Raw genomic sequence first — 21556 nt, forward strand, 5'->3', positions numbered from 1 at the left:
CGGGCGCCGCCTGATTGCCCGACTCCTCCTCAGAACGTGCCGTTCTGCATCGTCGCCGGGCGCAACACCACCACCGACTTGGTTCGCGAACCCTCGTCGCGCAGCAGCGCGATCACCCGGCCATCGTCGTCGCTGGCGGCATAGACGCCGTCGATTCCGGTCGGCGACAACGGCCGGCCGTGCCTGGTCGCCTCGACCTCCTCGGGCGTCAAGACGCGGCGCGGGAACACCAGCAGGCACGCCTCGTCCAACGTCCAGCTCAGCCGCGGCCGCTGCGCGAGTTCGTCGAGGGTAAGGGCCTGGTCAAGCTCGAAGCGCCCGACCCGGCTGCGCCGCAACGCCGTCAGGTGCCCACCCACCCCGAGCGCGGCGCCGACGTCGCGCGCCAGCGCGCGGACGTAGGTCCCCGACGAGCAGTCGACGTCGACGTCGAGATCGATCACGTCGCCGCAGTGCCGCGTCGCCGACACCTCGAACCGGTCGATGCGCACCGGGCGCGCCTTGAGCTCGACGGTCTCGCCCTCGCGGACCCGTTGGTATGCGCGCTTGCCGTCGACCTTGATCGCGCTGACCGCCGACGGCACCTGCTCGATGTCGCCACGCAGCCCGGCGATCGCTTCGGCGATGGCCTGGTCCGTCACATGTGCGGCCGAAATGGTTTGCAGCAGTTCACCTTCGGCGTCCTCGGTGGTGGTGGTCTGACCGAGGCGGATGGTTGCGGCATACGACTTCTCCGATGCCGTGAGCAGGCCGAGGATCTTGGTGGCGCGGTCGACTCCGATTACCAGCACACCGGTGGCCATCGGGTCCAGCGTCCCCGCGTGGCCCACCCGCCGGGTGGAAAACATTCGCCGGCAGCGCCCCACCACGTCGTGACTGGTCATTCCGGCGGGCTTGTCGACGACGACCAATCCCGGACCGGTGGGGCTTACGCTCATAACACGATCGCGGTCAGCACGAGTTCTCGCTCGACCGACCAGCGGCCCCGCAGCGCCGTCAGCGGCGGACCCGACAGCGCCTCGGGATCGATCAGGATCCGGGAGACGAACGTACCGGATGCCGGACCGTCGGCCTCGAAGCTGATGTGGGCGTCTTCGAAACCCAGCCATCGCTTGGTCAGCGGGAACCACGCTTTGTACGTTGCTTCCTTGGCGCAGAACAGGATTCGATCCCAATGCAGACCATCCGGCATCGCCTGCGGAATTTCGGTGCGCTCGTCGGCCAGGCTGATCGCGTCCAGCACGCCGCCCGGCAACACGTCGTGCGGCTCGGCGTCGATACCCACCGAACGCACCGCGGCACTGCGCCCCACCACCGCACCGCGATACCCCGCGCAGTGCGTGAGGCTGCCGACCACGCCCTCGGGCCAGCAGGGTTCGCCCTTGTCGCCCTTGAGGATCGGCACCGGCGGCAGGCCCAGCTCGCCCAGCGCAATCCGCGCGCAGTACCGAACGGTGACGAACTCGTTGCGCCGCTTGGCCACCGACTTGGCGATCAGCGGCTCCTCCTCGGGCAGCGGGGTCAGGCCAGGCGGGTCGGAGTACACCTCCGAGTACGCCATCGCATCCGCGATCTCGACGGTCGCCGGCAACACCGACGACACCAACGTTTCTGCGCTCATCGTGACTGTCGCTGCCGCAACTTTTCCCGGAACTGTTCGGACTGCGCCTTCATCTCGGGGGTGATCACGAAGTGACCGCCGAAGTCGTTGAGGTAGCCGGGCGCGTATTTCGGATCGGGAAGGATCTGGCGCAGCCAGCTGTACGGCTTGCGGCGCCGCCACTCTCGCGGGTAGCCCACCGAGACCTCCTCGAAGCGCACGTCGTCGTACCACGTGGTCCGGGGGATGTGCAGGTGCCCGTAGACCGAGCAGACGGCGTTGTAACGGGTGTGCCAGTCGGCGGTCTTGGTGGTCCCGCACCACAGCGAGAACTCCGGATAGAACAACGCGTCGCAGGGGTCGCGCACCAACGGGAAGTGGTTCACCAGAACGGTCGGTGTCATCCAGTCGAGTTGCTCCAGGCGGGCCCGGGTGATGTCCACCCGCTCACGACACCAGGCGTCGCGGGTGGGGTATGGCTCCGAGGAGAGCAGGAATTCATCGGTGGCCACCACATTGTTCTCCCGCGCGATTTCCAACCCCTGGGCTTTGCTCAGCGCCCCCTCTGGCAAGAAGGTGTAGTCGTAGAGCAAGAACATCGGCACGATCGTCGCCGGGCCGCCGCGCTCGGTCCACACCGGGTAGGGATGTTCCGGCGTGATCACGCCCATCTCGTCGCACATGTTGACCAGGTAGTCGTAGCGAGCCTTGCCGAAGACCTGGTTGGGGTCGCGATTGGTGGTCCACAGCTCGTGGTTGCCGGGCACCCAGATCACTTTGGCGAACCGGCGTCGCAGCAGGTCAAGGGCCCATCGGATCTCGTCGGTGCGCTCGGCCACGTCACCTGCGACGATCAGCCAGTCATCCGGCGACGACGGATGCAGCGACTCGGTGACCGGCTTATTGCCCATGTGGCCGGTGTGCAGGTCGGAGACCGCCCACAGTGTCGGTTGGGGGGTCGGCTGTCCCCCATTGGCCGAGTCCTGCCCCGATTCATTCCCTACCACGACTAACCAGCCTAACGACCCGGTGCGGCGACCCTTTCCCGCTGCGGCTTTGGACCCAAGTCCGCCGCCTTTGCCACCTGCCAATTAGAACAAGTTCAGGTTTGGCTGTGACCTCGCGCACGTGACTTGTAAACTCCCCGCAAAAGGGACGGCCGAGGGCTAGGGGGTGTCATGTTTACCAAGGTGCGCCTGATCGGGGCGCTCGGTGCGGTGATGACAGCGGTCGTGCTGGGCTGGCACAGCGCGCCGCCCGCACCAACCGGCGGCGGCAACGCCGTCGATCTGCGGTCGACGGCGCTGCCGTTGGGAACCACGATGAAGAGCCCGATCATCGCCACCACCGACCCGAGCCCGTTCGATCCCTGCCGGGACATCCCGTTCGACGCGCTGCAGCGGCTCGGGCTGGCGTTCACCCCGCCCGAGCCCCAGGACGGCCTGCGCTGCCAGTTCGATGCCGGCAACTATCAGCTCGCCGTCGAGCCCATCATCTGGCGCACCTATGAGCAGTCCCTGCCCCCCGACGCCCTCGAGACCACGATCCAGGGACACCGCGCCGCGACGTACTGGGTGCTGAAGCCGACCTACCACAACAGCTACTGGTTCTTCTCCTGCATGGTGGCGTTCAAGACCAGCTACGGCGTGCTGCAGCAGGCGCTGTTCTACTCGACGGTCTACTCCAACCCCGAGGTCGACTGCCCGTCGACCAACCTGGCGCGGGCCAACGACCTGACGCCGTACTACAAGTTCTAGCCGCGCCGTGCCGATCCGCGCCGCTGAGCACGATGTTTTGTGGCCGAAATGAATTCGCGTCGGCGTCAATAACCACCGCCGGTCGGCCTTAACCTGATGAGCGTGAGCATGACATCGACGCGACCCGCCGAACCGGCGCTGCACGGCCTGACCGAGGCCGGCGTCAACGCCGCGGGCCGGCTGCTGGGTCTGCGGCCGGCCACCACCGGTTACCGCGTGAACCGAGTCGAAGTCCCGATGCGCGACGGAGTGCGGCTGGTCGCCGATCACTACGCACCGGACACGTCCAGCCCGGTCGGCACCGTGCTGGTGCGCGGGCCCTACGGGCGCGGATTTCCGTTCTCTCTGTTGTTCGCCCGGCCGTACGCCGCGCGGGGCTACCACGTCGTGCTGCAAAGTGTGCGCGGGACGTTCGGTTCCGCCGGCGCATTCGAGCCGATGGTCAACGAGGCCACCGACGGCGCCGACACGGTCGCCTGGTTGGTCGAGCAGCCCTGGTTCACCGGCAGCTTCGCCACGATGGGACCGTCCTATCTGGGCTTCACCCAATGGGCGATATTGCAGGAGCCGCCGCCCCAGCTGGTCGCGGCGGTGATCACCGCTGGCCCGCACGATTTCGCGGACTCCGTGTATGGCACCGGGTCGTTCGCGGTCAGTGACTTTCTGGGCTGGAGCGATCTCGTCGCCCACCAGGAAGACCCGATTCGCCTCCTGTCGGGCATCCGGCAAATGCGAGCGCCGCGACGGATCGCGAAGGCGGTCGCCGGGGCGCCGTTCGGCACGTCGGCCCGCCGGATGCTGGGAGCCGGGGCGCCGTGGTTCGAGTCATGGGTGGAAAACGCCGACCCGGATCACCCGTTCTGGCAACGACTGCGGTTCGGCTCGTCCCTGGATCGCGTGCAGGTGCCAGTGCTGTTGCTCGGCGGCTGGCAGGACGTCTTCGTGCGGCAAACGGTGCAGCAATACGGCCACCTGCGCCGCCGCGGCGTCGATGTCGCGATGACGATCGGCCCCTGGACACACACCGAGCTGCTCACCAAGGGGCTGCGCACCAGTCTGCGCGAGACGCTGGACTGGCTGGACACCCATCTGGCGGGCACCGCGTCGCTCGGCCGCCCCGGCAGGGTTCGCGTCTGTGTCACCGGCCAGGGCTGGCGCAACCTGCCGGACTGGCCGCCCGCCACGTCGCAGCGCGCGCTATACCTGCGGCCCGGCCGCTACCTGGACGAGACGTCGCCCACCGACCTGCCGAAGCTGCCGCCGGCGACCTTCCGCTACGACCCCGCCAACCCGACGCCGACCATCGGTGGAGGGCTGCTGTCCCCGATCGGCGGCTACCGCGACGACAGTAGCCTCGCGTTGCGCGACGACGTGCTGACCTTCAACAGCGCGACCCTGCTGCGCGATCTGTGCGTATACGGAAACCCGGTCGTCGAGCTGGCGCACCGCTCGAACAATCCGAACGCCGACCTGTTCGTCCGGGTCAGCGAAGTAGACGCCAAGGGCCGGTCGCGCAACGTCAGCGACGGCTACCGCCGACTGTCCGCGGCGACGAAGACCGTCACGATCGAACTCGACCCGATCGCGCACCGCTTCCGCGCCGGCTCACGGATCCGGCTGCTCATCACCGGCAGCTGGTCGCCGCGCTACGCGCGCAACCCGGGCACGGGCGAGCCGACGCTGACGGCGCGGCATCTGAAACCGGCTACCCACAGCATCGCTTATGGGCGCTCCCGGCTGCTGCTTCCGATCGGCCCGCTCGACCTGTCAGCCAACGGCGTCGCGAACCCGGGCGGCGACGGCGCTTAGCACCGTTTCGTCGTGAACGGGGTCGTGCATCGGCGCGGCAGCGCTGCCCCGCACGGGCAGCTGCACCCAGCTGATGCAGCCGCCGTACTCGGGAGTGCGGGGCAGGCGTATCGGCTCGACGAGCGGGCTCACCGACACCACCAGCGCGGCGAGTTTGTGCTTGGGCCGGAAATCAAGCCGGTCGGCGCGCACCGACTCGGCGGTCCAGATGTGCAGATCCTCGATCTCCGGCAGCCGCTCTGGCCGGTTAACCTGAAGTGCCGCAACTACTTTCGCCGCCGCACGGATCACCAGATGATCCACGGTGCTGTCGTCGGCCGCGGCGGCCAGCAGGTCGCGGTGCTCGGGCCGGACCCGCTCGGCGTGGCTGTGCGCAACCGTCGGGAACAGCAAGAACTCACCGGACGCGACTTCGAACCGCTTCTCTGCGATGCCACCCTTGCGCAACAGCACATACTGGCGGCCGAGCAGCAATGCGTGCACGGCCGCGCTCCACTCCTTGAGCGCGGTCGCCGTTGCGGTGAGCGTCATTTCGTTGCGGCGAGACGGGCGACGACCTCGGGTCGGCGCAACGGGGGCACCGTCTTGGGCGGTTGGCGCCGCGGCGGCAGCGACTCCAGCAAGCGCGTCGTCGTCTGCGTGACCTCGGCGACCGCGGCCTCGAAAGCCTCGACGTTGGCCGCCGACGGGCGGGTGATGCCGCTGACCTTGCGCACATACTGGCGCGCGGCCGCGGCGATCTCCTCAGCCGTGGCCGACGGCTGCAAACCGCGCAGTTCGGTGATGTTCCGGCACATGTCTCAACGATAGGCGCAGCGAGTGACCCTCTACGGTGAAGCCATGACCGACGACATCCTGCTGATCTCCACCGACGAGCGGGTGCGCACCCTGACGCTGAATCGGCCGCAATCCCGCAATGCGCTGTCCTCGGCGCTGCGGGATCGGTTCTTCGGGGCGCTGACCGACGCCGAAGCCGATGACGACGTCGACGTCGTCATCCTCACCGGGACCGATCCGGTGTTCTGCGCCGGGCTGGATCTCAAGGAACTGGGCGATTCGACGGCGCTACCCGACATCTCGCCGCGGTGGCCATCGATGACCAAGCCGGTGATCGGCGCGATCAACGGCGCCGCGGTGACCGGCGGGCTGGAGCTGGTCCTGTACTGCGACATCGTGATCGCCTCCGAGCAGGCCCGCTTCGCCGACACCCACGCCCGGGTGGGCCTGCTGCCCACCTGGGGACTGTCCGTGCGACTGCCCCAGAAGGTGGGGGTGAATCTGGCCCGGCGGATGAGCATGACCGGCGACTACCTGTCGGCCGCCGACGCGCTGCGGGCCGGGCTGGCCACCGAGGTGGTGGCGCACGACCAGCTGCTGGCCACCGCGCGTCAGGTCGCCGCCTCGATCGTCGGCAACAACCAGGACGCGGTACGCGCATTGCTGGCCTCCTACCACCGCATCGACGAATCGCAGACCAGCGAGGGCCTGTGGCTGGAGGCCACGGCGGCCAGGGCGTTTCGGACCACCGGCGACGACATCGCCGCCAATCGCGAAGCCGTGCTGCAACGCGGGCGGGCGCAGGTGCGCTAGCGGCGCCGCTCAGCCATGCGCTCGACCGCCGACATCGTCGCGACCGCCCTGCTGTTTGCCGGACAGCTGGCGGCGAGCAGTTCGATAGTGGTTGTCCCGGGGCTGCTGGGGTCGACGATGGCCGATTCGGCGGTCGCTGCGATAGCGCCGAGCTGTCCCACGTCGTCCACAGCACCTGGACCGGGGCGCTGATCATGGTGGCCGGGGTGGGTGTCGCGCTGCTGGTGGCGGCCTGCGGAACACTCGTTTCCGGTTTGCGCGGAACCTGGATGTGGAAGTGGCCCGCATTCGGGCTGACCATTGTCATGGTGTGCTTTCTGATCAACATGGGGCTGTGGGTGAATGCCTTACCCACGGCGAGATAAATGACCGGTGATCGCCACGGGTGTCAATTGCCAATACGATCCCAAGATGCGCAATGTCGTCGACCTCACAATGCGGGCTCTTTGCGTCCTGACGCTGGTCATCGCATCGCTGATCGCATCCGGGCAGCACGCGACCGCACAGCCGCCACCTCGTTTTCCCAATCTGGACGGATTCACCCCGGTGCCGGCGGACGGTTATGTTTCGACGGCGCTGCCGGGCAACGCGCCGCGAATCAGTTTCTCGACGCCGAATTCGGTGGTGTGCGACTTTTATGGCGGACCGGCGCCCGCGCCGCAGCAGTCACAAGATATTCGGTGCAATGGCGAAGTGCCCGGAATAGACGACATCACGTTTCCCGGCGGCGGCCATCCGAGGCCGGGTGACTGTGTGGAGGGGGCGGTGAATTTCAAGGGACCCGGCTACGAGTTGAGCCGGATGACTTACGGCGGATGCGGCGGCGGCCCGGCCGCCTTGCCCTTTGCCGGTAAGCCGCTGGCCGCGGGGCAGAAATTGTCCTATCTCAACGTCACCTGCGCGGTGAGTGCCGACAACGTCATCGCCTGTCTGGACACCACCAACGGGGATCACGGGTTCGTGCTGCAGTCGGTCGGAAGCTGGGCGTTCTAGACCGGCCTAGTCAAGCGCCGTGCGCAGCGAGGCCACCACTTCGGCGATCGACCCGGTGGTCGAATATCCGGCGGCCAACCGGTGGCCGCCGCCACCGAACACCGATGCCACCGCGGCCAGGTCGACGTCGGCCTTGGCCCGCATCGACACCGACCACTGTTGCGGGTCAACCTCTTTGAACACCGCGGCGACCTCGGCCTGCTGCGTGGTGCGCACGATGTCGACGATGCTCTCGACTTCCTCCGGACGTGAGGTGGTCCAGTCCTCGTTGCCGACGACCGCATACACCAGCCCACGCCCCTGCACCGCGTCCGGCACCAGTTGCGCCGAGCCGAGCACCCGCGACAGCAGCGGCAGCCACACGAACGGGTGCGTGTCCATCAGGGTGCGGCTGATCTTGGCGTTGTCCACACCGAGCTCGACCAGCCGGGCGGCCAGCCGGAACGCGCGGGCACTGGCCCAGCGGAAAGAGCCGGTGTCGGTGGTCAGCCCGGCGTAGATGCAGTGCGCGACGTCGCGGTCGATCGGCTTGTCCCAGGCGTCGAACAGTTCGGCCACTAACAGCGTCGTCGAATCCGCGGACGGGTCAACGTAATTCGCGGTACCGAACATTTCGTTGGAGGCGTGGTGATCGATCACCAGCAGCGGCTGGTCGCGGCCGAACGCGTCGCCGAGCGCGCCCAGCCTCTTGCGGCTCGGAACATCCACCGTCACAACCAAATCGACGTCTCGGCGCATCGCGTCGGGGCTCACCAGCAGCTGGCACCCGGGCAGCGAACGAAGCGACTCCGGCAGCGTGGCCGGCGCGGCGAAGCTGACCTCGACGTCTTTGCCGGTCCGGTCGAGCACTGTAGCGAGCGCCAAGCCCGCGCCGATGGTGTCGGCGTCGGGATGGACGTGGCAGATCACCCCGATTGTCGTTGCGGCCGAAAGCAACTCGGCGGCACCGACCGCGTCCAGGCGCGCCCCCGCGCCCGGGGGGCGCGCCAGCTCAGTCTTCGGGTCGATAGTCGTCACCGCGGTCCTCAGCGTCCGCTGCTCCCGTCGCCGCCCCGATCTCGCGGTAGGGATCGGCCTCCCCCGCCGGTTTGGCCCCCACCCGAACCCGCGCCACGTCAGCGTCGGCCGCACGGGCACGCGCAAGCAGCTCGTCCATTCGCGCCACGGTGTCCGTCGTCGTGTCCCGGGTGAACGTCAGCGTGGGAGTGAACCGCACACCGGTGCCCGCACCGACCATGGTGCGCAACGTGCCCTTGGCCCGGTCCAGCGCGGCAGCCGCGCCCTCGTAGTCGGGCTCGTCGTCCAGCGTCGGTCCCATCACGGTGTAGAACACCGTCGCGTCGTGCAGGTCGGCGGTGACCTTCGTGTCAACGACGGTCACCCCGTCCAGTCGCGGATCCTTGATCTCGAATTCGATCGCCGAGGCGACGATGGTGTTGATCCTCTTGGCCAGCCGGCGCGCCCGTGCAGGGTCTGCCATCAGGCGCGCTCTTTCTCGACGAGCTCGAAGGACTCGATGATGTCGCCTTCCTTGATGTCGGAATAGGTCAGCGTCATACCGCATTCGAAGCCGTCGCGAACCTCGGTGACGTCGTCCTTCTCGCGGCGCAGCGAGGAGATCGTCAAGTTGTCGGCGACCACGATGTTGTCGCGCAACAACCGGGCCTTGGCGTTGCGCCGCACGACGCCGGAGGTGATCAGGCAGCCGGCGATGACACCGACCTTGGAGGACCGGAAGATCGCGCGGATCTCGGCGCGGCCCAGCTGGTTCTCCTCGTAGATCGGCTTGAGCATGCCGCGCAGGGCCTTCTCGATCTCATCGATGGCCTGGTAGATCACCGAGTAGTAGCGGATGTCCACGCCCTCACGGTTGGCCAGCTCGGTCGCCTTGCCCTCGGCACGCACATTGAAGCCGATGATCACCGCGTCCGAGGCCGACGCCAGGTTGACGTTGGTCTCGGTGATGCCACCGACGCCGCGGTCGATGACGCGCAACTCCACCTCGTCGTCGATCTCGATTCCCATCAGGGCCTCTTCGAGCGCCTCGACGGTACCGGCGTTGTCGCCCTTGAGGATCAGGTTCAGCTGGCTGGTTTCCTTCAGCGCCGAGTCCAGGTCCTCCAGGCTGATCCGCTTGCGCGAACGTGCCGCCAGGGCGTTGCGCTTGCGGGCGCTGCGCCGGTCGGCGATCTGGCGGGCGATGCGGTCCTCGTCGACGACCAGCAGGTTGTCCCCCGCGCCGGGCACCGACGTGAAACCGATGACCTGCACCGGCCGCGACGGCAGCGCCTCGTGGACGTCCTCGCCGTGCTCGTCGACCATCCGACGAACCCGGCCGTAGGCGTCGCCGGCGACGATCGAGTCACCGACCCGCAGCGTGCCGCGCTGGATCAGCACGGTGGCCACCGGTCCGCGACCGCGGTCCAGGTGCGCCTCGATCGCCACACCCTGGGCTTCCATGTCGGGGTTGGCGCGCAGGTCCAGGGCCGCATCGGCGGTCAGCAGCACCGCCTCTTCCAGCGCCTCGATGTTGGTGCCCTGCTTGGCCGAGATGTCGACGAACATCGTGTCGCCACCGAAATCCTCTGCCACCAAACCATATTCGGTGAGCTGACCGCGGATCTTGGCCGGGTCGGCGCCTTCCTTGTCAATCTTGTTGACCGCCACCACGATCGGCACGTCGGCCGCCTGCGCGTGGTTGATCGCCTCCACCGTCTGCGGCATCACGCCGTCGTCGGCGGCAACCACCAGGATCGCGATGTCGGTGGCCTTGGCACCACGGGCACGCATGGCGGTGAACGCCTCGTGACCCGGGGTGTCGATGAAGGTGATCAGCCGCTCGGTGCCCTCGAAGTCGACCCCGACCTGGTAGGCACCGATGTGCTGGGTGATGCCACCGGCCTCGCCCTCGCGGACGCTGGCGTTTCGAATGGTGTCCAGCAGTCGGGTTTTACCGTGGTCGACGTGACCCATGACGGTCACCACCGGCGGACGGGTCTGCAGATCGTCCTCGCCGCCCTCGTCCTCGCCGTAGGTGAGGTCGAACGACTCCAGCAGCTCACGGTCTTCGTCCTCCGGACTGACGACCTGGACGACGTAGTTCATCTCGCTGCCCAGCAGCTCGAGCGTCTCGTCACCGACCGACTGGGTCGCGGTCACCATCTCGCCGAGGTTGAACAGCGCCTGCACCAGCGAAGCCGGGTTGGCGTTGATCTTGTCGGCGAAGTCGGAGAGCGACGCGCCACGGGCCAGCCGGATGGTCTCGCCGTTGCCGTGCGGCAACCGCACCCCACCGACGACCGGGGCCTGCATGTTCTCGTACTCGGCGCGTTTCGCCCGCTTCGACTTGCGACCGCGCCGCGGCGCACCACCCGGACGGCCGAACGCACCGGCCGCGCCGCCGCGCTGGCCGGGACGGCCACCACCGGGACCGCCGCCGCCGGGACGGCCCTGGAAACCGCCGCCGCCACCGGGCGCGGCACCGACGCCGCCTCCGCCGCCGCGGTAATTACCACCGCCGCCACCGCCGGGACCACCGGGACGGCCGCCGCCACCGCCGGGACGCGGACCACCGCCACCACCGGGACGCCCCGATCGCTGGAAGCCGCCGCCGCTGCTACCGCCGGGACGCGGCGGCATGCTCCCGGGCGAAGCGCCGCCGCCGGGGCGGGGTGCGCCGGGACGGGGTGCGCCCGGGCGCGGCGCCTGCGGACGCGGAATGGGCCGGTCGACGGGCTGCGCCGACGAGAACGGGTTGTTGCCGACACGCGGGGTACGGGCCGCCGGCTTCGGGATCGGGCCGGGCCGCGGGCCGGGGGTCGCACCGGGCGACGGCGGCTGCTGGCTGGGCGCCTGGCCACCGGGCGACGGCGGTTTCGGCTGCCCGGGGGACGGTGCCGAGGGACGCGCGGGTGACGGCGCGGGCCGTCGGGGCGCGGGCGTCGGCGCCGGGGCGGCATCGGCGCGCGCAGCGGGCGGAGCCGCCGGGGCGGGCTTGGCCGCAGGGGCAGCCGGTGGGTCAGCGGGCTTCGCCGGAGCGGCGGCCGCCTCACCGTTGCCGGAGGGCTTCTGAATCGCCCTGTCCAGTGCCTTGTCGAGCGAGCGGTCCGGGCTCTTCGGGGCGCTCTTGGCGCCGGCCGACGCGGGCTTGCCGCCGCCGAACGACTCCCGCAGCCGACGAGCAACCGGCGCTTCTACGGTCGACGACGCGGATTTGACGAATTCGCCCTGTTCATTCAGCCGGGCGAGAACTTGCTTGCTGGTGACACCGAGTTCCTTGGCCAACTCGTGTACGCGGGCCTTACCTGCCACTACATCTCCTGTCTATGAGGCGACAGCAGCGGGCCGCGCCTCGGGTTTAGCTATGACGCATGGTCATCGGGACTTCACGGTGTGCTCATGTTCTTCGCTACCTGTTCTGTTGCCGGGTGAGTCGAGCACCTCTAAGTACTCGACCAACGCGGATGTGTCCGGTGGACGTTCGATGCGCAGCGCCTTGGTGAAAGCCCGCCGCCGGATCGCTTCGTCTGCGCACCGCGGTGCGGGATGCAGCCACGCACCCCGTCCCGGCAGGCGAGTCGCCGTGTCAACGATTACGGCGTATTCGCCGTTCCCGTTGGACACCGCCACCACTCGGAGCAATTGGACGGCCAACTCTCGCTTCCGGCACCCGACACACATTCGCACGGGTCCGCCCGTGTGTGTGCGCGCCGAGGCCGAAGGCTCGCGCTGGATCACGGCTCAGTCTAGCGTCACGGAAGCGATGGTCAGAACCACCCGCAACCGCACCGTAACCTGCGCGCCCGATCGCCCACGCAACTGCCGAGTTTGATCGGCGTTGAACTAGAAGGGCGGCGGTTCGCCGGGGTCGGGGCGAGGGGCGGCACGGGCTTTCATGCGGGCCTGGTGGTGTTGTCGGCGTTCGGCACCGATGCGCAGGGCGCGTTCGTCGGCACGGGTGCGGCGACGTCGGGGCATCATCGCGGTACGCCCCGAACAGGGGTCGGCGGGCGCGAGGTCGGCCTCGGACGCAGCGATGCCGCCCACGGCGCGGCACACGCTGGGGAACAACAGGGCGCTGCCGGGGGTGGTGACGTAGGTCTGCCCGGACGGTGACGTCAGGATCAGCGTGCCGTCGGGTAACTGTTGGCCGGTCCAGCCCAGAACGTTTTCACCAGGTGATGGGTCCGGCAGTAGCACTTCAGATTGGCGGCATGCGTCTTACCGCCGTCGGCGAAGGGGACGGTGTGGTCGAGATCGCAGCGCATCGCGGGGTGATCGCAGCCCGGCCAGCGACACGTCAGGTCGCGGGCCCGCACGAATGCGGCCAGCGCCGCGGACGGCACATAGCCGGGTTCCGGCGGGGCATCTCCGGGATGTAGCAGCGGTACCAGCTTGGCGGTTTGGGCGAGTTCGATGAGCAGCTCGGGATCGATCAACCCGTCGGCGTCGAGTTCAGACGCGGGCGCGGTGCCGGTGCCGTCGACGGCGACCTGTTCGGCGATCACATGGATGGTCACCGGCGAGGCCGGTTTGCGGGCACCCGCGGCGCAATCCGCCCGCCGGCAACGACACCCGAGGCGGTCGGCGCCGGCAGCCAGTGCACCCAGCGCGTCGGCCCGGCGCTGAGTGGTGGTGCGCGGATCGTGCCGGCACACGGTGCCCGCCAGCGCGGTCAGCCGGGCGTCCAGGGCGTGAGCATCCGGGGACAACAGGGTGCCCTGGATCTGGGCGATGCCGTCGATGTCCCCGCCGATCCACACCTCACGATCGCTGCGCATCTCTTTGCGCCGGCGCACCGCGTCGATATCGACCCTCGCCACGATCGCGTCGACCTTGGCCGCTAGCCGTCCCCGCGTCATCGACGGCCAGCGCGTCACATTCGCGGCGATCCGCCCATCCACGACGGCCAGGATGTCGGGGTCCTGGATCAGATCGGTGCGGGACACGATGGTGCGGAAGGCCTCGACGTCGATGTCGCCGAGCGCGAACACCTGCCCCACCTTCGGCAGGCGTTCGCGCAGTGCACGGGCGTCCTCGACGCGGCCCCGCGCCCGAGGCTGACTGATCCTCAACGCCGCGGCAACCTCCGCGGCCACTGCGTCCACCGCGTCGACCACCCACTCCTGGGCCTGCGCACAGCGCGAATACCGGTAGGCAAACAACTCCCCGATCGCCACCAACTGCGCGGCGACGGCCTGGTTCGCCAGCCGTGCAGCGGCGCAGATGCGGCCCGTCCATTCTGGCGACTCCGGCGTACCCGTCAATGCCTCGAGTTGTGCCCGGGCCTGAGCAGCCCAGTCGTCGAAGCGCGCCGCTGACGGTGTTTCGAACATACATTCGATTATGTCACGGGGGTCCGACACGATCGGTCGTCGGTGAAACGTGAACTAGTGATCGTGAGCCATCGGGGTGCTGGCGCCGTGTTCCGGCTGGCCCTCCGGCTGCCCGGCCGCGGGCGAATCGCCGCGGATGTCGATGCGCCACCCGGTGAGCCGGGCGGCCAGCCGCGCGTTCTGCCCTTCCTTGCCAATTGCCAGGGACAACTGGAAGTCGGGCACCACGACGCGGGCGGCACGGGCGGTCTGGTCGATCACCGACACCGACACCACCTTCGCCGGCGACAGCGCGTTGGCGACGAACCGGGCCGGGTCCTCGTCGTAGTCGATGATGTCGATCTTCTCGCCGGACAGCTCGCTCATCACGTTGCGGACCCGCTGCCCCATCGGACCGATGCAGGCGCCCTTGGCGTTCAAGCCGGGCACCCGGGACACGACCGCGATCTTGGAGCGGTGGCCCGCCTCGCGCGCCACGGCCACGATCTCCACCGAGCCGTCGGCGATCTCGGGAACCTCGAGCGAGAACAACTTGCGCACCAGATTGGGGTGGGTGCGCGACAACGTGATCACCGGCTCACGCGAACCCCGCGTCACGCCGACCACATAGCAACGCACCCGGTTGCCGTGCTCGTAGCTCTCACCGGGGACCTGTTCGGCCGCCGGGATGACGCCCTCGGAGGCCTTGGTTTCGCTGCCCATCCGCACCACGACCAGACCGCGGGCGTTCGCGCGGCTGTCACGCTGAATCACGCCGGCGACGATTTCGCCCTCGCGGGTGGAGAACTCGCCGTAGGTGCGCTCGTTCTCGGCGTCGCGGAAGCGCTGCAGCATCACCTGGCGCGCGGTGGTCGCCGCGATGCGCCCGAACCCTTCGGGGGTGTCGTCCCATTCGCTGATGACGTTGCCGTCCTCGTCGACCTCGCGGGCCATCACCTTCACCACGCCCGTCTTGCGGTCGATCTCGATCCGCGCGTCGTTCTGGTGGCCCTGGGTGTGCCGGTAGGCGGTCAGCAACGCCGACTTGATCGTCTCGAGCAGCTCGTTGACCGAGATCCCCCGGTCCACCTCGATCGCGTGCAACGCGGCCATGTCGATATTCATGCTCCGGCCTCCGTCCTGCCAGACTCACCCACACCCGCCAAATCCAATTCGGCTTGGGATGGCGACGAAAACTCAACCTGGACAACCGCTTTCGCGATCTCGGCGAGCGGGATCTCGCGCACCGCCCAGTCGCGGCCGTCGCGGATCACCAGTGCCACCGCGTCGGCACCGGTCTGTCCCACCCGGCCGGTCAATCGCGATCCGTTTGCCAGCGCCACCTCGACCTTGCGGCCCCGCGCGCGGCGGAAGTGTTTCTCGTTGGTGAGCGGACGCTCGACACCGGGCGAGGAGACCTCGAGCACGTAGCTGCCGCCGGTGCTGCCCAGCCCGTCCAGCAAAGCCGATGCCGACCGCGACAGGGTCGTGACGGTGTCCAAGTCCAGAGGGGTGTCGCCGTCGGCAATCACCGTGATGCGCGGCGGGCGCACCCGGGCATCGATGACCACGTCTTCGATCTCATAGCCGGCGCGCGCGAACTCTCCACCGAGTAGCTCGATCACCTGCGTCTGCGACGGTAGCCCGGTGGTCACGGCGAGCTCCTCATCTTGAGTTGTCCGGTCAACTGGCTTCCGGCGTCGGTGGAACCGCTTCAAGTTCCGCGAGAACCGGGTACCAACGATACGCCAGGAATCGCGTATGACGAGGTGATCGCGTAGGTCGAGGTCCTGGCGGCATGCCCGGCCGGCACCCAATGGCAGGATGTTGGGCGTGCCTAGCGCTGTACCCGTCACCAGTCGGCGGGGTGTGCTCGCCGGGGGTGCGGCGCTTGCTGCGCTCGGGGTGGTCGTCTCCGCCTGCGGTGAGTCCCCGCCGAAACCCCCAGCGGTCGAACAATTATTGGGTCCGTTAGACCAGGCCAGACACGACAGCGTGCTCGCCGGTGCGGCCGCCGCGGCCGTCGGCGTCGCGCCGCAGATCGCGGCCGCGCTGTCGGTGGTGGCCAACCAGCGCGCCGCACACGCCCGCGCACTGTCCACGGAGATCGCCCGGGCGGCTGGCAAGCTCAGCGCCTCCACGAGCGAAACCACCAGCGCCGCTCCCAGTCCGGCCGCGCCGGCGGGGCCGCCACCGCCGCCACCCCCGGTGTCCGACGTAATCAATGCGCTGAAGACCTCGGCCGACAACGCCGCCCGGTTGGTGTCGGCCGAGTCGGGCTACCGGGCCGGGCTGCTGGCGTCCATCGCCGCGTCGTGCACGGCGTCCTACCTGGTGGCACTGGTGCCCGGGGGACCGTCGATATGACCTCCGGCAAGGACGCCGACAACCAGGCGCTCTGCGATGCCCTGGCGGTCGAGCACTCGACGATCTACGGCTACGGCATCGTGTCCGCGCTGTCGCCGCCCAGCGTCAACAACCTGGTGGTGGAGGCACTGCTGCAACACCGCCAGCGTCGCGACGACGTGATCGCCATGCTGGCCGCCCGCAAGGTCACCCCGCCACCGGCCGCCGCGGGCTATCAGCTGCCCCTGCTGGTGGGCAGTCCGGCCGACGCGGCTCGCCTGGCGGTGCGGATGGAGAACGACGGCGCGACGGCGTGGCGCGCGGTCACCGAGCACGCCGAGACCGCCGACGACCGTGCGTTCGCCTCGACGGCCCTGACCCAGAGCGCGGTGATGAGCGCGCGCTGGAGCCGCATCCTGGGCGCCTGGCCGATCACCAGCAGTTTCCCCGGCGGCAACGAGTAAGCCCGCTTAGCCGGTCACCGCGTTCACGATCTCAGTGGCCAGCGAGACACCGGCCGCCAGTTCGCGCGCCTGCCCGCCGAAGCGGTCGCGAAGCTCCACGACGCCATTGGCCCAACCCCGGCCGACCACGACGATCCAGGGCATCCCGAGCAGCTCGGCGTCCTTGAACTTGACCCCGGGCGAGGCGGTGCGGTCGTCCAGCAACACCTCGAGGCCCAGTCGGCTCAGGTCGGCGGCCAGCGTCGTGGCGCCTTCGCGGGCCTGCGCGTCCTTGTTGGCGATCACCAGGTGCACGTCGAACGGGGCGATCGACGCCGGCCAGCGCAGGCCCAGTTCGTCGTGCTGCTGCTCGGCGACGACGGCAACCAGACGCGACACCCCGATGCCGTAGGAGCCCATGGTCAGTCGCACCGGCTTGCCGTCCTCGCCGAGCACGTCGGCGGCGAACGCGTCGGTGTACTTGCGGCCCAGCTGGAAGATGTGCCCAATCTCGATGCCGCGCGCCATGACCAGCGGGCCGGCACCGTCGGGAGACGGGTCGCCTTCGCGCACTTCGGCGGCCTCGATGGTGCCGTCGGCAGTGAAGTCGCGGCCGGCCACCAGCCCGACCACATGGCGGCCCGGCTCGTCGGCCCCGGTGATCCAGCTGGTGCCGTCCACCACCCGCGGGTCGACGAGATAGCGAACCTCGTTGTCCAGCAATGCCTTCGGACCGATATAGCCCTTCACCAGGAACGGGTACTTGGCGAAATCCGCGTCGCCGAGCAATTCGTATTCGGCCGGCTCCAGCGCGGCGCCCAGCCGTTTGTCGTCGACCTCGCGGTCTCCGGGCACCCCGATGGCCAGCAGCTCCCACTCCCCGCCCGGCGCACGGACCTTGACCAGAACGTTCTTCAGCGTGTCGGCCGCGGTAACGGTGCGGCCCAGTCCGGCGCCGTTGGCCCACTGGACCAGCGCGGCGATGGTCGGGGTATCGCCGGTGTCGTGCACCTGCGCCGCGGGCTGACCGTCGATGGGCAGCGCCTCGGGGCGGGCGGTGAGCACCGCTTCGACGTTGGCGGCATACCCCGACTCCGCGCACCGCACGAAGGTGTCCTCACCGATCGGGCTCTCGGCCAGGAACTCTTCGGACGCGCTGCCACCCATCGCGCCCGACACCGCCGACACGATCACGTAGCCAACCCGCAACCGGTCGAAGATGCGCTGGTAGGCCTCCCGGTGCGCGTGGTAGGCGGCCTTGAGCCCGGCGGCGTCGATATCGAAGGAGTAGGAGTCCTTCATCACGAATTCTCTGGCCCGCAGGATGCCGGCCCGCGGCCGCGCCTCGTCGCGGTACTTGATCTGAATTTGGTACAGCGTCAGCGGGAAATCCTTGTAGGAGCTGTACTCCCCCTTGACGGCCAGGGTGAAGAACTCCTCGTGCGTGGGCGCGAGCATGTAGTCGTTCCCGCGACGGTCCTGCACGCGGAACACCCCGTCGCCGTACTCGGTCCAGCGATTCGTCGTCTCATACGGCCCGCGCGGCAGCAGCCCGGGGAACAGGATCTCCTGCCCGCCGATCGCGTTCATCTCTTCGCGGACAACGCGTTCGATATTGCGCAGCACCCGCAGCCCCAGCGGCAGCCAGCTGTACAGCCCGGGGGCGACCTGCCGGATGTATCCGGCCCGCACCAGCAATTTGTGGCTGGGCACTTCGGCGTCGGCGGGATCGTCGCGCAGGGTGCGCAGGAACAGCTCGGACATCCGGGTGATCACAGCGGGCCAGCCTAGCGTGATGACTCACGGCATCCGGCCGTGGGAAAGACGTTGCGAGTTACAGCTCGCCGGCGTCGATGGCTTCCTTGACCTCTTGGGCGTGCGCGACCTGCTCCGGGGTGTACCCGATGAACAGGGCGGCAAGGCCGACGATGACGGCCGTGCCGGCCACCCACAGCAGCCCGTAGGTGTAGCCGTGGTCAAGGGCTCGCAATTGTGCGTCGTTCATCACCTTCACCGGGCCGGTGGTGCCGCCCAGGTACAGCGTGCGCGAGGTGATGACGGCCTGGATGACGGCCAGCACCAGCGGCCCGCCCAGGCTTTGCAGCATCAGCGTCATCGCCGACACCGGGCCGATCTGGTCGAAACCGACGCCCGCGATCGCGGCCAGCGTCAGCGGCACCACGACCATGCCGATGCCGATTCCGCCGACGACGATCGGCAGCACCAGATTCGGGAAGTACGGCACGCCGCGGTGCATGAACGCCCAGCCGTAGATCATGGCCAGCAGCAGCAGCCAACCACCGCCGATGGTCAGCACTCGCGGCGAGAACCGCGACACCAGCTGCGAGGAGATACCCAGACCGATGCCCATCGCGATGACGAACGGGATGAATCCGACGCCGGCACGCAGCGCGCTGTAGCCCAGGATGTCCTGAACGTAGAGGCCGATGCAGACGGTGAGGCTGAACATCACGCCGCCGGCCAGCAGGATCGCGGTGAACGTGACCAGGCGGTTGCGGTCGCGGAACAAGCCGAACGGCACGACGGGGTTCTCGGCGGTGCGCTCGACGATGGCGAACGCGATGGCGGCGGCCACGGCCACCGCACCCGAACCCAGCGTGATCGCCGATATCCAGCCCTTTTCCGGGCCCATCGAGAAGGCGAACACCGCAGCCGTGCAGGCCAAGGTGGCCAGCATGGCCCCGGTGGCGTCGAGCTTCATCCGCTCCCGGTTGGTCTCGCGCAGCGCGGTGCGGGCCAGGTAGATCATCACCAGCCCGATCGGCACGTTGACCAGGAACGCCAGCCGCCAGGAGACCTCGGTCAGCGCGCCGCCGACGACCAGGCCCATCACCGAACCGATCGCGGTCATCGCGGCGAACACGGCGGTGGCCGCGTTGCGCGCCGGACCCTTGGCAAACGTCGTCGCTACCAGGGCCAGACCGGTGGGCGACGCGATCGCCGACCCGACACCCTGCAGCAGCCGGGCGATGACCAGCGTCACCTCGTCCCAGGCCACCGCGCACAACACCGAGGAGATGGTGAACAGCGTGACGCCGACGATGAAGGTGCGTTTGCGGCCGATGGTGTCACCGAGGCGCCCGCCCAGCAGCATCAGCCCGCCGAAGGTGAGCACATACGCGGTGATCACCCAGCTACGGCCGGCGTCGGACAGGCTCAGCTCGTTCTGAATCTTAGGAAGCGCGACGATCGCGACGGTGCTGTCCATCGTTGCCAGCAACTGCATGCCGCCGATGGCGATCACGGCCGCGATGAAGCGGCGGGAAGGCAGCCAGGTCGGGTAATACCTGCTAGTGCGGGTGGTGGCGGACCCGGAAGCGGTTTCCGACGGGCGCTCGGCGCGCTCGGGTGCCGGACGATCGGGGCGCAGAGCGGACCAATTTCGGGCCGCGCGCTCAGTGTCGTTGAGGGCCGTCATAACGAGTTACCTTACAGTAATCTTAAGAATCGTTTAAACCCCGAACGCTACTCAGGCCTACTACGGGCCCTATCACGATGATCGCGGGAGGTCTGATCCCCTCCGCCCGCACCTTTTGCGGCGTGTCGGCAAGAGTCGCCCGCAACGTGTGCTGCGCCGGGGTCGTTCCGTGCTGAACGACAAGGACCGGCGTATCCGCAGGTCGACCGCCTTCCAGCAGCGCGTTGACGAAGAGTTCGATGCGTTCGACGGCCATCAGCAAAACGATCGTGCCGGACAACGCTGCCAGTGCATTCCAATTCACTAACGATTCGGGATGCCCGGGCGCCAGATGGCCGCTGACCACCACGAACTCGTGATTTACCGCTCGATGGGTGACGGGAACATCCGCCAGCGCGGGCACCGCTATGGCACTCGTCACACCGGGCACCACGGTGACCGGAATGCCGGCGTCGGCGCACGCGATCACTTCCTCGTAACCGCGGGCGAACACGAATGGGTCACCGCCCTTGAGGCGAACGACGAAGTGCCCGGCGCGGGCCCGTTCGATCATCACGTCGTTGATCGCGTCCTGGGCCATGGCCCGGCCGTACGGGATCTTGGCGGCGTCGATGACTTCGACGTGCGGCCCCAGCTCGGCGAGCAGTTCGGGCGGGGCCAGGCGATCGGCGACCACGACGTCGGCCTGGGCCAGCAGCCGCCGCCCGCGGACGGTGATCAGCTCGGGGTCGCCGGGGCCACCCCCGATCAGCGCCACCCCGCCGCGCACGGCGTCGGAGCTCCCCGAGCTGCCCGGGGCGATCAGGCCCTGTTGCAGCGCCTCGCGGATCGCCGAGCGGATCGCCGCCGACCGGCGGTGCTCGCCACCGGCCAGCACACCCACCGACAGGCCGGCGTATTCGAACGACGCCGGGGTCACCGCGGTGCCCTCGATGGCGATGTCGGCGCGCACGCAGAAGATCTGCCGGCTGTCGGCCTCGGCGACGACGGCCTCGTTGACCGCCGCGTCGTTGGTGGCCGCGATCGCATACCAGGCTCCGTCGAGGTCACCGGCGCGGTATTCGCGCATCGTCAACGTGATTCCGCTCATCGCCTCGACGGCGGGGGTGGCAGTCCGGCTGATCACGTGGACGTCGGCGCCACTCGAGATCAGCAGGGGTAGCCGGCGCTGGGCGACCGAGCCGCCGCCGACCACAACGACCTTCTTGCCGGCCAGCCGCAGTCCGACGAGGTAGGGGCTCTCGGTCACCCGGCAAGCCTAGTGA

Annotated in this window: 22 protein-coding genes and 1 pseudogene; 7 read left to right on the top strand and 16 right to left on the bottom strand. The window is 68.7% G+C overall.

The features are described 5' to 3' along the window. Positions 1 to 29: 29 nt before the first annotated feature. The 3 genes from truB to pptH are packed head-to-tail and all read right to left on the bottom strand — an operon-like array spanning position 30 to position 2607. Positions 30 to 938 carry a tRNA pseudouridine(55) synthase TruB gene (truB, locus tag AC5Y5O_RS23450; protein ID WP_096286240.1) on the bottom strand — a complete coding sequence of 303 codons (909 nt, stop codon included), beginning with the start codon at positions 936 to 938 and terminating at the stop codon, positions 30 to 32. After that, entirely contained in the window at positions 935 to 1621 is a 687-nt protein-coding gene (gene pptT, locus AC5Y5O_RS23455) for a 4'-phosphopantetheinyl transferase PptT (protein ID WP_096286238.1), read from the bottom strand. Before pptT ends, truB begins: the two co-directional genes overlap by 4 nt. Beyond that, positions 1618 to 2607 carry an ACP phosphodiesterase PptH gene (gene pptH / locus AC5Y5O_RS23460; protein ID WP_096286236.1) on the bottom strand — a complete coding sequence of 330 codons (990 nt, stop codon included), beginning with the start codon at positions 2605 to 2607 and terminating at the stop codon, positions 1618 to 1620. Before pptH ends, pptT begins: the two co-directional genes overlap by 4 nt. A 171-nt stretch (positions 2608 to 2778) precedes the next feature. On the opposite strand from pptH, the gene AC5Y5O_RS23465 reads away from it, so the two are divergent. Together AC5Y5O_RS23465 and AC5Y5O_RS23470 are read left to right on the top strand one after the other, a co-directional pair. Then, on the top strand, positions 2779 to 3357 hold the full coding sequence (locus tag AC5Y5O_RS23465) for a DUF3558 domain-containing protein (RefSeq protein WP_096286234.1): 579 nt from the start codon (positions 2779 to 2781) through the stop codon (positions 3355 to 3357). A gap of 102 nt (positions 3358 to 3459) precedes the next feature. Then, positions 3460 to 5166 carry a CocE/NonD family hydrolase gene (locus AC5Y5O_RS23470; RefSeq protein WP_500027664.1) on the top strand — a complete coding sequence of 569 codons (1707 nt, stop codon included), beginning with the start codon at positions 3460 to 3462 and terminating at the stop codon, positions 5164 to 5166. Here AC5Y5O_RS23470 and AC5Y5O_RS23475 read toward each other — a convergent pair. Then, positions 5125 to 5697 carry a DUF1802 family protein gene (locus AC5Y5O_RS23475; RefSeq protein ID WP_500027666.1) on the bottom strand — a complete coding sequence of 191 codons (573 nt, stop codon included), beginning with the start codon at positions 5695 to 5697 and terminating at the stop codon, positions 5125 to 5127. The genes AC5Y5O_RS23470 and AC5Y5O_RS23475 overlap by 42 nt on opposite strands. Further along, positions 5694 to 5963: a DUF2277 domain-containing protein gene (locus AC5Y5O_RS23480; RefSeq protein WP_096286228.1), complete on the bottom strand. Its 270-nt coding sequence runs from the start codon at positions 5961 to 5963 to the stop codon at positions 5694 to 5696. The genes AC5Y5O_RS23475 and AC5Y5O_RS23480 overlap by 4 nt, the downstream gene beginning before the upstream one ends. 43 nt (positions 5964 to 6006) lie before the next feature. Here AC5Y5O_RS23480 and AC5Y5O_RS23485 point away from each other — a divergent pair, with 43 nt between their 5' ends. Further along, complete coding sequence (locus AC5Y5O_RS23485; RefSeq protein ID WP_096290996.1) at positions 6007 to 6756, top strand: enoyl-CoA hydratase; 750 nt, start codon at positions 6007 to 6009, stop codon at positions 6754 to 6756. Here the strand turns inward: AC5Y5O_RS23485 and AC5Y5O_RS23490 are convergent. Continuing rightward, on the bottom strand, positions 6753 to 6926 hold the full coding sequence (locus tag AC5Y5O_RS23490) for a hypothetical protein (protein ID WP_500027668.1): 174 nt from the start codon (positions 6924 to 6926) through the stop codon (positions 6753 to 6755). The genes AC5Y5O_RS23485 and AC5Y5O_RS23490 overlap by 4 nt on opposite strands. A 24-nt stretch (positions 6927 to 6950) precedes the next feature. On the opposite strand from AC5Y5O_RS23490, the gene AC5Y5O_RS23495 reads away from it, so the two are divergent. Continuing rightward, positions 6951 to 7121 (top strand): hypothetical protein, encoded by a 171-nt coding sequence (locus AC5Y5O_RS23495; protein ID WP_500027671.1) that lies wholly within the window; start codon positions 6951 to 6953, stop codon positions 7119 to 7121. Positions 7122 to 7167: 46 nt separating this feature from the next. Continuing rightward, positions 7168 to 7749, top strand: a complete 582-nt coding sequence (locus AC5Y5O_RS23500; RefSeq protein ID WP_096290995.1) for a hypothetical protein — start codon at positions 7168 to 7170, stop codon at positions 7747 to 7749. Between the two features lie 6 nt (positions 7750 to 7755). On the opposite strand, the gene AC5Y5O_RS23505 is transcribed toward AC5Y5O_RS23500, so the two are convergent. The 7 genes and pseudogenes from AC5Y5O_RS23505 to rimP form a co-directional block, all read right to left on the bottom strand. Then, positions 7756 to 8766 carry a DHH family phosphoesterase gene (locus AC5Y5O_RS23505; protein ID WP_500027673.1) on the bottom strand — a complete coding sequence of 337 codons (1011 nt, stop codon included), beginning with the start codon at positions 8764 to 8766 and terminating at the stop codon, positions 7756 to 7758. Next, entirely contained in the window at positions 8741 to 9229 is a 489-nt protein-coding gene (gene rbfA, locus AC5Y5O_RS23510) for a 30S ribosome-binding factor RbfA (protein WP_500027675.1), read from the bottom strand. Before rbfA ends, AC5Y5O_RS23505 begins: the two co-directional genes overlap by 26 nt. After that, a complete protein-coding gene (gene infB, locus AC5Y5O_RS23515; protein ID WP_096286220.1) occupies positions 9229 to 12060 on the bottom strand; it encodes a translation initiation factor IF-2 in 2832 nt (943 codons plus the stop codon). The genes rbfA and infB overlap by 1 nt, the downstream gene beginning before the upstream one ends. Positions 12061 to 12123: 63 nt before the next feature. After that, entirely contained in the window at positions 12124 to 12429 is a 306-nt protein-coding gene (locus AC5Y5O_RS23520; protein WP_341477084.1) for a YlxR family protein, read from the bottom strand. A gap of 162 nt (positions 12430 to 12591) precedes the next feature. Further along, positions 12592 to 14084: pseudogene (locus tag AC5Y5O_RS23525) on the bottom strand (HNH endonuclease signature motif containing protein). Between the two features lie 54 nt (positions 14085 to 14138). Next, positions 14139 to 15188, bottom strand: coding sequence for a transcription termination factor NusA (gene nusA, locus AC5Y5O_RS23530; protein WP_096286218.1), 1050 nt, complete (start codon positions 15186 to 15188; stop codon positions 14139 to 14141). Continuing rightward, on the bottom strand, positions 15185 to 15718 hold the full coding sequence (rimP, locus tag AC5Y5O_RS23535; protein ID WP_096286216.1) for a ribosome maturation factor RimP: 534 nt from the start codon (positions 15716 to 15718) through the stop codon (positions 15185 to 15187). Before rimP ends, nusA begins: the two co-directional genes overlap by 4 nt. 169 nt (positions 15719 to 15887) lie before the next feature. On the opposite strand from rimP, the gene AC5Y5O_RS23540 reads away from it, so the two are divergent. Beyond that, complete coding sequence (locus AC5Y5O_RS23540; protein ID WP_165796334.1) at positions 15888 to 16430, top strand: hypothetical protein; 543 nt, start codon at positions 15888 to 15890, stop codon at positions 16428 to 16430. Continuing rightward, positions 16427 to 16873 (top strand): ferritin-like domain-containing protein, encoded by a 447-nt coding sequence (locus tag AC5Y5O_RS23545; RefSeq protein WP_096286214.1) that lies wholly within the window; start codon positions 16427 to 16429, stop codon positions 16871 to 16873. The genes AC5Y5O_RS23540 and AC5Y5O_RS23545 overlap by 4 nt, the downstream gene beginning before the upstream one ends. A gap of 6 nt (positions 16874 to 16879) precedes the next feature. Here the strand turns inward: AC5Y5O_RS23545 and AC5Y5O_RS23550 are convergent, their stop codons facing one another. The 3 genes from AC5Y5O_RS23550 to cobA are packed head-to-tail and all read right to left on the bottom strand — an operon-like array spanning position 16880 to position 21540. Then, positions 16880 to 18628 carry a proline--tRNA ligase gene (locus AC5Y5O_RS23550; RefSeq protein WP_096286212.1) on the bottom strand — a complete coding sequence of 583 codons (1749 nt, stop codon included), beginning with the start codon at positions 18626 to 18628 and terminating at the stop codon, positions 16880 to 16882. 58 nt (positions 18629 to 18686) lie between these two features. Continuing rightward, positions 18687 to 20291, bottom strand: coding sequence for an MFS transporter (locus AC5Y5O_RS23555; protein ID WP_096286210.1), 1605 nt, complete (start codon positions 20289 to 20291; stop codon positions 18687 to 18689). 22 nt (positions 20292 to 20313) lie between these two features. Then, entirely contained in the window at positions 20314 to 21540 is a 1227-nt protein-coding gene (gene cobA / locus AC5Y5O_RS23560) for a uroporphyrinogen-III C-methyltransferase (RefSeq protein ID WP_096286208.1), read from the bottom strand. Positions 21541 to 21556 lie beyond the last annotated feature (16 nt).

This window comes from Mycobacterium sp. NGS40 (assembly GCF_059812735.1).

Coding starts and splice junctions, on each gene's coding strand:
- truB (WP_096286240.1), bottom strand. CDS start 938: ATGAGCGTAAGCCCCACCGGTCCGGGATTGGTCGTCGTCGACAAGCCC.
- pptT (WP_096286238.1), bottom strand. CDS start 1,621: ATGAGCGCAGAAACGTTGGTGTCGTCGGTGTTGCCGGCGACCGTCGAG.
- AC5Y5O_RS23465 (WP_096286234.1), top strand. CDS start 2,779: ATGTTTACCAAGGTGCGCCTGATCGGGGCGCTCGGTGCGGTGATGACA.
- AC5Y5O_RS23475 (WP_500027666.1), bottom strand. CDS start 5,697: ATGACGCTCACCGCAACGGCGACCGCGCTCAAGGAGTGGAGCGCGGCC.
- AC5Y5O_RS23480 (WP_096286228.1), bottom strand. CDS start 5,963: ATGTGCCGGAACATCACCGAACTGCGCGGTTTGCAGCCGTCGGCCACG.
- AC5Y5O_RS23485 (WP_096290996.1), top strand. CDS start 6,007: ATGACCGACGACATCCTGCTGATCTCCACCGACGAGCGGGTGCGCACC.
- AC5Y5O_RS23495 (WP_500027671.1), top strand. CDS start 6,951: ATGGTGGCCGGGGTGGGTGTCGCGCTGCTGGTGGCGGCCTGCGGAACA.
- AC5Y5O_RS23500 (WP_096290995.1), top strand. CDS start 7,168: ATGCGCAATGTCGTCGACCTCACAATGCGGGCTCTTTGCGTCCTGACG.
- rbfA (WP_500027675.1), bottom strand. CDS start 9,229: ATGGCAGACCCTGCACGGGCGCGCCGGCTGGCCAAGAGGATCAACACC.
- AC5Y5O_RS23520 (WP_341477084.1), bottom strand. CDS start 12,429: ATGTGTGTCGGGTGCCGGAAGCGAGAGTTGGCCGTCCAATTGCTCCGA.
- nusA (WP_096286218.1), bottom strand. CDS start 15,188: ATGAATATCGACATGGCCGCGTTGCACGCGATCGAGGTGGACCGGGGG.
- AC5Y5O_RS23540 (WP_165796334.1), top strand. CDS start 15,888: ATGTTGGGCGTGCCTAGCGCTGTACCCGTCACCAGTCGGCGGGGTGTG.
- AC5Y5O_RS23545 (WP_096286214.1), top strand. CDS start 16,427: ATGACCTCCGGCAAGGACGCCGACAACCAGGCGCTCTGCGATGCCCTG.
- AC5Y5O_RS23555 (WP_096286210.1), bottom strand. CDS start 20,291: ATGACGGCCCTCAACGACACTGAGCGCGCGGCCCGAAATTGGTCCGCT.